This window comes from Phyllobacterium sp. NPDC097923, from assembly GCF_044760925.1.
In the GTDB taxonomy this organism is placed as follows: domain Bacteria; phylum Pseudomonadota; class Alphaproteobacteria; order Rhizobiales; family Rhizobiaceae; genus Phyllobacterium; species Phyllobacterium calauticae.
Map to the genome: position 1 here is coordinate 175,900 of NZ_JBIWBL010000007.1, position 12,968 is coordinate 188,867.

The 12,968-nt window shown below is 58.8% G+C and carries 10 protein-coding genes; all 10 read left to right on the plus strand.

Going from position 1 to position 12,968, the window contains the following annotated elements:
* Positions 1–4 precede the first annotated feature (4 nt).
* The 10 genes from efeO (at position 5) to repB (ending at position 12,804) form a co-directional block, all read left to right on the plus strand.
* Positions 5–832, plus strand: coding sequence for an iron uptake system protein EfeO (gene efeO, locus ACIQWS_RS23595; RefSeq protein WP_403184832.1), 828 nt, complete (start codon positions 5–7; stop codon positions 830–832).
* A 206-nt stretch (positions 833–1,038) separates the two neighbouring features.
* A complete protein-coding gene (locus ACIQWS_RS23600) occupies positions 1,039–1,611 on the plus strand; it encodes a GbsR/MarR family transcriptional regulator (RefSeq protein WP_223615878.1) in 573 nt (190 codons plus the stop codon).
* 5 nt (positions 1,612–1,616) lie between these two features.
* A complete protein-coding gene (gene cydD / locus ACIQWS_RS23605) occupies positions 1,617–3,389 on the plus strand; it encodes a thiol reductant ABC exporter subunit CydD (RefSeq protein WP_403184835.1) in 1,773 nt (590 codons plus the stop codon).
* On the plus strand, positions 3,386–5,077 hold the full coding sequence (gene cydC, locus ACIQWS_RS23610) for a thiol reductant ABC exporter subunit CydC (protein WP_403184837.1): 1,692 nt from the start codon (positions 3,386–3,388) through the stop codon (positions 5,075–5,077). The genes cydD and cydC overlap by 4 nt, the downstream gene beginning before the upstream one ends.
* An 80-nt stretch (positions 5,078–5,157) precedes the next feature.
* Positions 5,158–6,735 carry a cytochrome ubiquinol oxidase subunit I gene (locus ACIQWS_RS23615; RefSeq protein WP_223615876.1) on the plus strand — a complete coding sequence of 526 codons (1,578 nt, stop codon included), beginning with the start codon at positions 5,158–5,160 and terminating at the stop codon, positions 6,733–6,735.
* Between the two features lie 6 nt (positions 6,736–6,741).
* Complete coding sequence (gene cydB / locus ACIQWS_RS23620; protein ID WP_403184839.1) at positions 6,742–7,896, plus strand: cytochrome d ubiquinol oxidase subunit II; 1,155 nt, start codon at positions 6,742–6,744, stop codon at positions 7,894–7,896.
* A gap of 20 nt (positions 7,897–7,916) precedes the next feature.
* Positions 7,917–8,036, plus strand: a complete 120-nt coding sequence (cydX, locus tag ACIQWS_RS23625; protein WP_105735051.1) for a cytochrome bd-I oxidase subunit CydX — start codon at positions 7,917–7,919, stop codon at positions 8,034–8,036.
* Positions 8,037–8,495: 459 nt separating this feature from the next.
* Positions 8,496–10,196 carry a GGDEF domain-containing protein gene (locus ACIQWS_RS23630; RefSeq protein ID WP_403184842.1) on the plus strand — a complete coding sequence of 567 codons (1,701 nt, stop codon included), beginning with the start codon at positions 8,496–8,498 and terminating at the stop codon, positions 10,194–10,196.
* Positions 10,197–10,556: 360 nt separating this feature from the next.
* The gene (gene repA, locus ACIQWS_RS23635) at positions 10,557–11,756 is read left to right on the plus strand and encodes a plasmid partitioning protein RepA (protein WP_105735049.1); all 1,200 of its coding nucleotides are present in this window, start codon (positions 10,557–10,559) and stop codon (positions 11,754–11,756) included.
* Between the two features lie 82 nt (positions 11,757–11,838).
* Positions 11,839–12,804 (plus strand): plasmid partitioning protein RepB, encoded by a 966-nt coding sequence (gene repB, locus ACIQWS_RS23640; RefSeq protein WP_403184845.1) that lies wholly within the window; start codon positions 11,839–11,841, stop codon positions 12,802–12,804.
* Positions 12,805–12,968 lie beyond the last annotated feature (164 nt).

Here is a 12,968-nt window from a genome sequence, read left to right on the forward strand (position 1 = left end):
AACCATGAAATTCAGAGCCTATCTTGCAGCAAGTATCGTCGCGATAGCCGCGGCTGCGGCCCCGCGCGTCGCCAATGCGGAGGTTTCGCCTCTCGATCTCGTCGGGCCCATTGCCGAGTACAAGATTTTCATCGGTGAAAACCTGGAGAAGCTTGTCAGCGAGACCAAGGCCTTTACCGATGCTGTTAGGGCCGGCGATCTCGAAAAGGCCAAGAAGCTCTATGCCCCGACCCGCATGAACTACGAAATCGTGGAGCCGGTCGCCGAACTTTTCAGCGATCTCGATGGCTCCATCGATTCGCGCGCCGATAATCACGAACTGAAGGAAAAAGACCCCGCATTCACCGGTTTCCATCGTCTTGAGTATGGCTTGTTCAGCCAGAACAGCACGGAAGGCCTGGCGGAGTTTGCCGACAAGCTCCAGGCCGATGTCGTCGAACTGCACAAGCGCATCACCGATCTGACCTTCCCGCCCGAGAAGGTCTTCGGCGGCGCGGCCACCTTGATGGAAGAAGTGGCGGCGACCAAGATTTCCGGCGAAGAAGACCGCTACAGCCATACGGACCTGTGGGATTTCAAGGCAAACTTCGATGGTTCGCGCAAGATTTTCGAGCTGGCACGTCCGCTGATCGAGAAGGGTGACGGTGCGTTCGTCACCAAGGTTGCGGGTAATTTCGATACGGTCGGCAAAACCCTGTCGAAGTACAAGACGGCTGAGGGCTACGAACTCTATGACAAGCTGACCGACGACGATCGCGCGGTGCTTGCAGCTGCCGTGAACACGCTGGCAGAAGACCTTTCGACCCTGCGCGGCAAGCTCGGACTGAACTGACCGCGTCACGGCGTTCAGATGGAAATTGGAAAACCCGGCTGGCAACGGCCGGGTTTTTTGTTGGCCAAGCCCCTGAACAGACAGCGTATTCTTTCCGTCATCGTTGCAATGCTAGGTTGAGTTCCGAGGTCACTTGCATCTCATTGATTTATCGAATATCGTTATTTCAGTAATTACTGAAATAACTGTTGTGTCGGGAATCTCTGATGAACCTTCCTCCTCTCGTTCAGTCCTTCGTGTTGCATTTCGGCGAAATGGGCAGCCGGTGGGGCATCAATCGCACCGTGGGGCAGATCTATGCCCTGCTCTATGTCACGCCCGAACCGTTGAATGCCGATCAGATTGTCGAATCGCTGGGCATTTCCAGATCCAATGTGTCGATGAGCCTGCGCGAGCTGCAGGCCTGGAATCTTGTCCTGCTGAAACACCTGCCGGATGACCGGCGGGACTTCTTCACGACCCCGGACGATGTCTGGCAGATTTTGCGCACGCTGGCGGAGGAACGAAAGAAGCGCGAGGTCGATCCGACACTCTCCGTCTTGCGCGAAATACTCATGCAGCAGCCGGCGAGCGATGCCGAGCGGCATGCCCAGGAACGCATGGCGGAAATGCATGGGCTTATCGAGCGCCTCACAACTTGGTACGATGACGTGAAGAAGCTCGAAACTGACCGCCTTGCCACTCTGTTGACGCTTGGCGCCAAGGTAACGCGATTGCTCGAGGCGAAAGACAAGATCGTCTCGCTCGGCCGCACCAAACGCAGTCCGGACAAGGCATAAATGTCATGTCAGTCGATGCACTCAGTTCCCCGGTAGCTTTGCGGGCAGGAGATCCGGCCGCAAACGGCGAGGTGCGCGCAAAAACCAGTGAGCCGGATAATATAGGGGTGGAATCGTCCAGCCGTTTGCCTGGAGGGCGGTCCGCAGCCCTTGTGCAGGCTGTTGCCGCGCTCCTGTGGCTGCCGCAGGCGGCCCTGCTCAGCATCGCTGTCGGCCGGATCGCTGCGGGCAACGGTTTGTCCGGTATCGCTTGGCTCGCCGCCGGCGTTCTTGCAATCGGCGTCGTGCGTGCATTCATCGACGCCGCGGGTAACCGGCTCGCTTTCCATGGTGCGCGCTCGACGCTTGCCGGACTGCGCCGGGACGCCGTTCTCGCCCTTGCCCGTCGCTCGCCGCTTGATCCCGGCCGGATTGCCTCCGGGGAGGCTGCAAGTATCCTGGCCGAGCAGGCGGAAGCCGTGGTGCCTTACCTCGCGCGGTTCCGTCCGGCCCGGTTCAAGGCAACGCTGGTTCCACTTGCAATCCTTCTGTGCGTTCTTTCCCTGTCCTGGGCTGTTGCCATCGTTCTGCTCCTTGCCGCACCGCTTATTCCTGTGTTCATGGCGCTGATCGGCTGGCGCGCCAAGGCGGCGAGCGAGGCGCAATTGGTCGAAGTTGGCGGAATGAACGCGTTTCTGCTCGACCGGCTGCGCGGACTGACGACAATTCGCGCGCTCGATGCGGTGGATGTGACGGCAAAGCGCCTGAGGGCCGATGCCGAGTCGTTGCGGTCGCGCACGATGGCGGTCCTGCGCATCGCCTTTCTGTCGTCGGCTGTCCTCGAGCTCTTTGCCGCGCTTGGCGTTGCCATGGTGGCGGTCTACGTAGGCTTTCATCTCCTCGGGCAACTCGACTTCGGAACCTGGAGCGGCAGGCTCTCCTTGAGCGAAGGGTTGTTCATCCTGCTGCTCGCTCCTGCTTTCTTTGAGCCGTTGCGCGAGCTTTCGGCGGTCTGGCATGACCGTGCTGCAGGCGAAGCGTCGCTGGAGGCGCTGCGGAAACTTGCCGTCAAGGGCGTGGACCTGCCGCGTGACGGCGACAAGCCCCATGATGACCGGACTGCATTCCCCGGGCAGATCGGAATGCCCTCCGTTCATATGCGTGATGTCACGTTCCGTTATGCCGGGGACGGGCGGCCGGTTTTCGAACGGTTCAGCCTCGATATCGCTCCGGGTGAAAGCGTGGCCCTGCTTGGACCGAGCGGATCGGGAAAATCGACCTTGCTGGCTCTGATTGCAGGCCTGGCGCCGCTGGACGGTGGCGACATATTGCTTGCCGGCAAATCCATGGCAGCAAATGCTGCGACGCAGCGGCGGTGCATTGCCTGGGTCGGCCAGAAACCGCATATCTTTGCCGGGACTGTCGGCGCGAATGTCTCGCTGGGCCGGCCGGAGGTCGATGCGGATGCGGTGGCGGCGGCGCTGCACAATGCCGCCCTGGACACTGTCGCCAATGCCCGTGGAAAATCGTCCATCGGCGAAGGCGGGTCGGGTCTTTCCGGCGGCGAGGCGCTGCGTCTCGCCCTGGCGCGCGCTGCCGCAAATTTCGATGCGTACCTGATTCTTGCCGATGAGCCGACCGCACACCTCGATGATGAGACGGCAAATGATATTGCCGACAGATTGTTTGCGCTGGCGCGAGGCAAGACATTGGTCATCGCAACGCACGACCCGGCTCTTGCCGCACGGGCAGATCGCATCATCGATCTTCGGACCGCTTTCGCAAGGAGTGATGCGTGATGTCATTACGGCGCGATTTCCGGCCTGTGCTGCGGCTTTTCCTGGCAGAGCGGCGGTTCATGCTGCTGGCAGGTGCGCTTTTGGCGGCGGCGACGGTGCTTGCGGGCATTGCCCTGCTTGGCTTGTCGGGCTGGTTCATTACCGCCACGGCCATTGCCGGATTGTCATCGGCAACGGCTTTCGCGTTCGATGTCTTCGCCCCGTCGGCAGGTATCCGTTTTCTGGCCCTTGCCCGTACTGCCGCGCGCTACGGCGAGCGGTTGACCACCCATGACGCCACGCTCGGTGTTCTCGCCGGTCTGCGCGAAACCTTGTTTCGCGGATGGGCCAGACCCGAGGTCGCCCATCTGCTGCTTCGCCGGCCGTCAAAGCTGCTGTTCCGGCTGACGGCCGACATTGACGCGCTGGATTCGCTCTATCTGCGGATTGTGGTGCCGGGCGCCGTCGCGCTGTGTTCCGCGGTGGCTGTGAGCGTGGTCTTCGGGCTGATGCATCCGATGTTTGGCCTGGGCGTGGCCGTCTGGCTTTTGGCAACGGGGCTGGCGATACCCTTTCTGGCAGGGCGCTTTTCGCTGGATGCGGCGCGCCGCCGGGCCCATGCGATGGAAGCGCTTCGCTCGCGTGTGATCGATCTTGTCGCGGGGCAGACGGATCTCATCATGGCCAGCCGGCTGGCGGCGCAATGCGCTGCGATCCAATCCGCCGATGATCGTCTGGTGAATGCGGATGACAGGCTCAACCGGGTTGAAATGGCGGTCACCGCAGGTTTCGGCATCGCCTCCGCCGTGCTTCTCACGGGTACATTGCTGGCCGTTGCCATTCTTGCACAGGCAGGCCTGATCGGGGCGCCGGTTGCGGCCTTGGCCATTCTCATGGCTCTGGCAGCGCTCGAACCCTTTGCCGGGCTGCGGCGCGGCGCAGTTGAACTTGGCCGCACCATTCTTGCGGCGCGGCGCATCGGCGGCAATCTTGCCGCTGCGCCCTCCCCTCCCCTCGCCTCCCCTCCTCCCGATGGTCTGGCGGTAGTGCTTGAGAAAGTCACGGCCGTTCATCAGGGCGCAGCTCATCCCGCCCTCACGGATGTCTCGCTGTCATTGGCGAAGGGCGAGCGCGTTGCGCTGGTTGGCGCCAGCGGTGCTGGAAAATCGACATTGCTGGCCTTGATTGCCGGTGAATTGCAGCCTGTGAATGGCCATGCCGCCTATGTCCCTTCGGCACGCCTGACGCAACGGACGGAACTCTTTCAGGATAGTCTGCGCGAGAATCTCAGGCTTGCCGATCCAGACGCCGGGGATGACCGCCTTTGGCAGGTGCTTGTGATAGCCGGGCTGGCAAGCCATGTGGAAAAATTACCGACCCGGCTCGATACAAGGCTTGGCGAAGGCGGGTTGGGGCTTTCGGGCGGACAGTTGCGCCGTCTTGCATTGGCACGGCTGCTTCTGCGCAACGCGACGCTCTGGCTGCTGGACGAACCGACCGAAGGGCTGGACGGCGAGACAGCCCGGGATGTCCTGCAGCGGCTGAGGCATGAGATGACCGGTCACACGGTCCTTGTCGCCACACATATACGGCGGGAGGCTGAAATGGCCGACCGTCTCCTCATCATGAAACAGGGGCAGATCGTTGCCTCTTTACACCGCGGCGAACCAGAATTCGACGCCGCACTTGCAGCACTGCGGCCGGACTGAGGACGCAGTCTCAATCACTCGGCGTCCGCCCTTCGCGGCGCTGATCAACAGGGGGTCGGGCGCAAGCCCGGCATGAGCAGATGGAACTCGACATCGTAGCGCTTTCGCGCCTGCAATTTGCGATAACCGCGCTTTATCATTTTCTCTTCGTACCATTGACGCTTGGCCTCTCCGTATTGCTTGCAATCATGGAGACAGTCTACGTCATGACCGGCCGCGTCATATGGCGCCAGATGACCAAGTTCTGGGGCACATTGTTCGGTATCAATTTTGCGCTCGGTGTCGCCACCGGCATTGTCATGGAATTCCAGTTCGGTATGAACTGGAGTTATTACAGCCAGTATGTCGGCGATATCTTCGGCGCGCCGCTGGCAATTGAAGGCCTTATGGCATTCTTTCTGGAAGCGACCTTTGTCGGGTTGTTCTTCTTTGGCTGGGATAAATTGTCCAAAGTGGGACACCTCACGGCAACCTGGCTGGTTGCAATCGGCTCGAACTTCTCCGCCTTGTGGATATTGATCGCCAATGGCTGGATGCAAAATCCGGTGGGGTCAGCGTTCAATCCCCAGACGATGCGCATGGAAGTCACTGATTTCTTTGCGGTTTTGTTCAATCCGGTCGCCCAGGCGAAATTCGTTCACACGGTTTCCGCCGGTTACGTAACGGCTTCCATCTTTGTTCTGGGTGTTTCCGCCTGGTATGTGCTGAAGGGGCGTCACACGGCGCTGGCCAAGCGGTCGATGACGGTGGCTGCATCCTTCGGACTGGCCGCGGCACTTTCCGTCGTCGTGCTTGGCGACGAGAGCGGCTATCTCTCCACCGAACACCAGAAAATGAAACTCGCCTCGATTGAGGCGATGTGGGAGACCGAGCCTGCTCCGGCTGCCTTCACGGCATTCGGCTTTCCCGATCAGCAGAGCCGCGAAACCCATTATGCCGTTCGTATTCCCTGGGTGATGGGGCTCATCGGAACGCGGTCGCTGACCACGGAAATTCCCGGAATCGAGGATCTGGTCAAGCATGCGGAGGTGCGGATCAAACAGGGGCTCCTGGCTTACGACGCGCTGCAACAGATTCGCGCTGCCGGCAGCACCAATGCGATCGCACCGGACGTAAGGGCCAAGTTTGAAGACAACGGCGCCGATCTTGGTTACGCCCTGCTTCTCAAGCGCTATGTCGACGATCCGCGCCAGGCAACCGATGCCCAGATCGAAAAAGCGGCGCTGGATACGGTCCCGCACGTTCCAACACTCTTCTGGTCGTTCCGCATCATGGTCGGTCTCGGCATGTTCTTCATCCTGTTGACCGGGACGTTCTTCGTACTGTCGGTCCGGCGGCAACTCGATACATATCCGTGGCTGTTGCGCATTGCAGTCCTGGCGATCCCCCTCCCCTGGGTTGCAGCGGAGATGGGATGGATCGTTGCGGAATTCGGCCGCCAGCCCTGGATCATCGAGGGCGTCCTGCCAACAGCGGCTGCCGTTTCCAATCTGGGCGCGACGTCCCTGCTGATCACGATTGCCGGATTTGTGACGATCTACACAATCCTGTTCGTGATCGAGATGGGCCTGATGCTTCGTGCCATTCGCAAGGGGCCGGAACTGGACAATGAGCCAGAAGCCGTCCTGATTTCCCCCCATATCGTACCGGCGGAGTAAACAATCATGATCCTGCATCAATTTCTCGACTATGACACTTTAAGGTTGATCTGGTGGGTGCTGCTCGGCGTGTTGCTGATCGGATTTGCCGTCACCGACGGCTTTGACCTCGGCATCGGTACGTTGTTGCCCTTTGTGGCCCGCACCGACATGGAGCGCCGTATCGTCATCAACACGATCGGTCCGATCTGGGAAGGCAACCAGGTCTGGCTCATTCTTGGCGGCGGCGCGATATTTGCCGCCTGGCCGCCACTCTATGCGGTCTCCTTCTCCGGTTTTTATCTCGCCATGTTCGTTATCCTGGCGGCACTGATCATCCGGCCTGTCGCGTTCAAATATCGGTCGAAGCGCGAGAGCGCCACCTGGCGGGCTGCCTGGGACTGGGCCCTGTTCGTCGGCGGCTTCGTACCGTCACTCATCTTCGGCGTGGCGCTCGGCAACGTGCTGCAGGGTGTTCCTTTCCGTTTTGACGGCGATCTGCGCATTTTCTATGAAGGGTCGTTCTTTGGGCTGCTGAACCCGTTCGCGCTTCTCTGCGGGCTTCTTTCGGTCGCCATGCTGGTCATGCACGGCAGTGCGTGGCTGCAATTGAAGACGACGGGGATCATCGCCGAGCGCGCCCGCAGATTTGGCGGGATCGCGGCACCGCTCACCGTGCTTCTGTTTGCCGCCGCGGGACTTATCCTTTGGACCGGTTTGGACGGGTATCGCATTTCCAGCGTCGTCGATCCAACGGGGCCATCCAATCCGCTGCTGAAGACTGTCGTATCGGACAAGAACGCCTGGTTTGCCAATTTCAGCACACATGCATGGATGCTGGTTGCCCCCCTCCTCGGCTTCCTGGGCGCTCTTGTTGCCATGCTGGGTTTCCGTCTCAAGCGGGAAATCACCACCATCCTTGCAAGCGCACTGTCGATTTTCGGCATTATTTCGACCGTAGGCCTGTCGATGTTTCCCTTCATCCTGCCATCGTCGCTTGATCCGCGGTCGAGCCTGACAGTCTGGGATGCGTCGTCAAGCCACCTGACCCTGTTCATCATGCTGGTGGTGACGGTTATTTTCGTGCCGCTGATCGTCCTCTACACAAGCTGGGTATACCACGTGCTGTGGGGGAAAGTGGATGACAGGACAATCACCAACAAGAGCGGTCACGCTTACTAGGACGAAGAAGGAGTAGAAGAATGTGGTATTTTGCCTGGCTGCTCGGATTGCCGTTTGCTGCTGCTTTCGCCGTTCTCAATGCCATGTGGTATGAACTGGTCGAGGACGATGCCAGCCGCAAGGCGGGCGGCAAGAAATAGCAACGGATATCCGTTTTGAACTTGATTGGTCGGATGATTTATCGCCGGCGTGCCGGGCGGCAAATGTGTCTCATTTGCCGCCCGGTATTTAACTTTAGACCAGGGCTTTCCCAGTGTCTCTTGAAAGACTACAACTAAAAAGTGTACATCAATATCAACCTATACGTGTGCTTGCCTATTGATATCTTCCCTTAAACCAGCCATACGATTGAGCGACAAGACCAAGCGTTTGTCAGAAAACGCGGACTTCAGAGGGGACGAAGGACAGTCTTGCCGGCAGCGCCTCAGCTGCTGGCGGGAACTATTGCGATAGGATAGTATTGATTGACTTCATTTCGTCCGGCCCGTTTTGGAAGACGTCCCGCCCTGCCACAGTCCAGCTCCACCGAATTACCCCCAAATGCCCCGCGAAACAATGCAGGCGCCAGCCTGTATCGGAAGCTATGGATTGCTGTCGGCATGGCGGTGGCCTGCACTGCTATTCTCGCAGCGAGCGTTATAGCGCCATCCTATGGGGATTACCGGCTCGCACGACTTAACCTCGATCGGGTTGAGCGCTTTCGTCTGGTTCTGGACGCCGCCAATCGCCTGTCGGCGGAACGCGGCCCGTCGAACACGGTCATGGGGAGCGCCGATCCTCTGACACCTGACGTAACCCAGCGGCTGATCCAGTTTCGGGCGGCCAGCGATGCGGCTCTTGCCGCAGTGGCAGATCCGCAAACACCTGATCCTGGAACCCCAAACCACCCCATCCCTCTCCGGCTGCTTGAACAGACAGGCGTTGATCTCAAACGCGCCAGAATGGATGTCGATCGGGTCGCTGCGATGCCATTTGACCAGCGCACTACAAACGACGTCCAGCAGGCGATTGAAGGCATGTTTGCCGTGGTTGACGATTTCCAGTCGATCGTGGCGTGGAATGTCAATGAGCTCGTCGGGTCCGATGATGCCATCGCGGCATCCGTGATGACCGGACACATGCTGAGCGATCTCCGGGAATATGGCGGTCGCATCGCGTCCCAGATCATGGCACCGATCGCGACGCATCGTCCTCTGGAGCGCAAGCACCTGATTGACAGCAGCCGGACGCGCGGGCGGCTCAATGAGCTCTGGCGCCTGATTGGCGTGCAGGATGCCCTCTTCCGCAGCGATGCCCGTCTTGCCGGCAAGCGCGAGGAAATCGAGCGTGTGTTTTTCGGCGAGGGTCTGGGCATGGTTGATGCTCTTGTCGCGGAAGGTCGGGTCTCCGGGCAATATTCCATGACGGCTGAGCAGTTCACGGACCGCTTTGTCAAAACGCTTCAACCGCTGGAGAGCCTGCGCAGCGAGTTTCTGAACGTCAAGATCGACGAACTCATGCACACGCGTGATCGTGCCTTAAGCACCTTGATCATGGTTGTCGCCATAACATCGGCGATACTGGCCATTCTTGCGAGCCTTGTTCATATGGTGCACCGGTCCGTGCTGTCACCGCTCCTGCAGGCGCGCGAAGAGGTCATCGGCCTTGCCCACGACGTGCCGGTCAAACTTGGCGACAGGCAGCATTATGCCGGGGAAATGCGCCGGCTTTTCGATGCGCTGCAGGTTTTGCGCGGCAAGCTGCATGAGCGGGCAATCTTGACGGATAAATTGAAGGAGCAGGCCGAAACCGACGGCTTGACCGGTCTCTTCAACCGACGCACGCTCGACCTGATCGGTCAGAGCGCAGCCAAAAAGAATGAGCAGCCAGAGACGGCCTGCCTTATTCTTCTGGACATCGATTACTTCAAGCTCGTCAACGATACCTATGGCCATCAGGCCGGAGACCATGTCCTCACGGACGTATCGGCCCTCTTGCGGTCGATGGTCCGGTCGGCGGATGTCATCGCCCGGTTCGGCGGCGAGGAGTTTGCCATTCTCTCGACGGGTGACCAGCTTGCCGACGTCGTCATGCGCGCACGCCGCATCCGGCTCGCCCTGCAGCGGCATGAGATTCGGCTGGCAGACGGTGTTTGTCTGAATATGACCGCAAGTTTCGGCGTCGCCAGCGGCGTGTTGGGCTCTGCCGGATGGCCGAAACTCATCAAGGCGGCGGATGTCGCGCTGTACCGCGCCAAATCGGAGGGCAGGAACCGCGTTCGATTCGCCGCCGATGACCAGACCGACGCTGAAAACGCGTGATTCCCGGCGCGCCTGCTGATAAATCATGGGATAAGTCAGGTGGGCTCCAATGGTGAAGCGGCGCCTGGCTGAAGGATGGATTGTCTTGGTCGTGTCAGTTTTCCGGTTCAAAGGCGTATTTACTGCAGTAAATTCTCGTGTTTTTGTAAGCAAAACAGCGGGTTAATCACGTTTTGATACTGGGTGCTCCGGCACCGCGGGATATGCATCGGGATTCAAAGCTCCGCATGTGTTGGATGACAAAACTGTTGTTAAGTTTCTGTTAACCTAAAATTTCTTGATGGTTTGTTCGAATCGGAGCTTAATGGCGCTTCTCAGAAGATTTGCTTTGAAAAAGCGCTATTAGAGGTTTTGTCTCCGATGAATTTCGCTCTACCTCTGCCCAAGTTTGAGTTTGATGACAAGATCCTCGACCAAGGTGCAGAGATTTCACGCCGCTTGAATCAGCTTCGCATGGAAAAGTTTCCACCGAATGCCAAGAAGACATTGCGGCAGTTCTCCATGGCGGAAGTGGCGCACTATCTTGGTGTGACGCAGAATAATCTCAAGCGGCTGCACCTGGAAGGCAAGGGGCCCGTGCCGGCGCAGGCCGCATCCGGGCGACGTTCCTATACGGCGGAGCAGATGCTGGAGCTACGCCATTATCTCGACCGCAACGGCCGGACCGAGGTTAAAAAATATGTGCCGCACCGCAAGCCCGGCGACAAGCTGCAGGTGATCGCTGTCGTCAATTTCAAGGGCGGTTCCGGCAAGACGACGACATCGGCGCATCTCGCGCAGTATCTGGCGCTGACGGGCCACCGGGTTCTGGCGATCGATCTTGATCCGCAGGCGTCCCTTTCCGCCCTGCACGGTTTCCAGCCTGAACTGGACCGGAATCTGTCGCTGTACGAGTCCATCCGCTATGACGATCAGCGCAAGCCGATTGCCGATGTGATCCTGCCGACCAATTTCCCCGGGCTCGATATCATTCCGGCCAATCTCGAACTGCAGGAGTATGAGTACGATACCCCGCTGGCGATGCAAGACAAGGCATCGCGCGAAGGCCGGCAGTTCTTCACCCGTATCGCCAGCGCGCTGGAGAGTGTCGATGACCGCTATGACGTGGTTGTCGTCGATTGCCCGCCGCAACTCGGCTATCTCACGCTGACGGCGATGTCGGCTGCCACGGCTGTTCTGATCACCGTGCATCCCCAGATGCTGGATCTGATGTCCATGTCGCAGTTCCTGCTCATGCTCGGCGGTATCCTGAAGACCGTGAAGCAGGCGGGAGCGAAAGTGGAACTCGATTGGTTCCGCTACCTGATTACCCGCTATGAACCGACAGATATTCCGCAGGCCCAGATGGTGGGCTTCATGCAGTCCATGCTGGCTGAGGAGATATTGGCCAATGCCATGCTGAAATCCACGGCGGTATCGGATGCCGGCCTGACCAAGCAGACGCTCTACGAGGTGGAGAAGAACAGTTTCACGCGCTCCACCTATGAGCGGGCGATCGAGTCACTTGATGCTGTCAATGCCGAGATCGCCTCGCTCGTGCACCGCGCGTGGGGCCGATGACATGAACCTACGATTTACTGCCGTAAAAACATTGATTTTCGCAAGAAAAATCAACCGCATGACTGGAAATGGACTGAATTAGATGGCCCGGAAGGATATTTTCAGCAGCGTGATGAACGCAGCGCCCGCGCAGACGGAACGCAACGACGCTCTGTCCTATGTGGTGACTGGCGCATCGCGCTCCATCAAGAGCTCGTTTGAGGAACTGGCCAAGGGCAGTGTGGTTGAACTTGATCCGGAACTGATCGACGGTTCGTTTGTCACCGATCGCATCGATGATGACGATCAGGCCTTTCAGGAGCTGCTGGCTGCCATTGCGGAGAGGGGGCAGGATTCGCCCATTCTCGTTCGCCCGCACCCCTCTGTATCGGGTCGCTATCAGATCGTTTTCGGCCATCGCCGGGTTAAGGTTGCACGGCATCTCGGCAAGCTCGTGCGTGCCGTGGTCAAGCCGATGGCGGATCAGGATCACCTCATCGCGCAGGGGCAGGAAAACGCGGCGCGGCAAAACCTCTCCTTTATCGAGCGGACGCTGTTTGCAAAACGGTTGGGCGATCTTGGCTATGATCACGCCGTCATCAAATCGGCGCTAGCGCTTGATCCGACGACGTTTTCCAAGATGCAGTCGGTTTCGTCGCACATTCCAGAAACTATCGTTCTTGCCATCGGTTCGGCCAAGGCAACGGGGCGGGATCGCTGGTGGCAGCTTTCCAAATTTCTGGAACAGCCGGGAAATCAGGCCAAGGCGGCCGAGTTCATTCGCTCTCCGGACTTTGCTGTCGAGAACAGCGATGACCGGTTTGCGCGCCTGTTCGATAGCCTGAACAACGCAAAGCGGCCATCGCCGAAAGCTAGCGCTTCCAGGACGAAGACCTGGGCAGCAAAGGATAAATCGCTTAACGCAGAGATCAAAGATACGGGAAAGAGCTTTACACTGGCGTTGAAGGCCAGAAATGCTTCTCGTTTCGGTGCATACATTGCCGATAACCTTGACGAACTCTATCGAGCCTTCAGGGAATCGGAAACAGTAGGAAAAACAGGAGATTAACCGCACAAGAAAAAAGCCCACCTAAACATCTCTGTCTTGGAAGGCTTCTCTCATATCTCTAGCAGGATCGAGAATCGCATTTCCGGGAATCAGTGTCAAGACTTTTTGGCGTCGTTTGGGCGGATGGATTTCTTTTGCCTATTGAAAGGTAGAAGACGATGCAG

Bases quoted from the DNA above. Each gene is read 5' to 3' on its own strand.
- efeO (WP_403184832.1), top strand. From the start codon at position 5: ATGAAATTCAGAGCCTATCTTGCAGCAAGTATCGTCGCGATAGCCGCG.
- ACIQWS_RS23600 (WP_223615878.1), top strand. From the start codon at position 1,039: ATGAACCTTCCTCCTCTCGTTCAGTCCTTCGTGTTGCATTTCGGCGAA.
- cydD (WP_403184835.1), top strand. From the start codon at position 1,617: ATGTCAGTCGATGCACTCAGTTCCCCGGTAGCTTTGCGGGCAGGAGAT.
- ACIQWS_RS23615 (WP_223615876.1), top strand. From the start codon at position 5,158: ATGGAACTCGACATCGTAGCGCTTTCGCGCCTGCAATTTGCGATAACC.
- cydB (WP_403184839.1), top strand. From the start codon at position 6,742: ATGATCCTGCATCAATTTCTCGACTATGACACTTTAAGGTTGATCTGG.
- cydX (WP_105735051.1), top strand. From the start codon at position 7,917: ATGTGGTATTTTGCCTGGCTGCTCGGATTGCCGTTTGCTGCTGCTTTC.
- ACIQWS_RS23630 (WP_403184842.1), top strand. From the start codon at position 8,496: ATGGCGGTGGCCTGCACTGCTATTCTCGCAGCGAGCGTTATAGCGCCA.
- repA (WP_105735049.1), top strand. From the start codon at position 10,557: ATGAATTTCGCTCTACCTCTGCCCAAGTTTGAGTTTGATGACAAGATC.
- repB (WP_403184845.1), top strand. From the start codon at position 11,839: ATGGCCCGGAAGGATATTTTCAGCAGCGTGATGAACGCAGCGCCCGCG.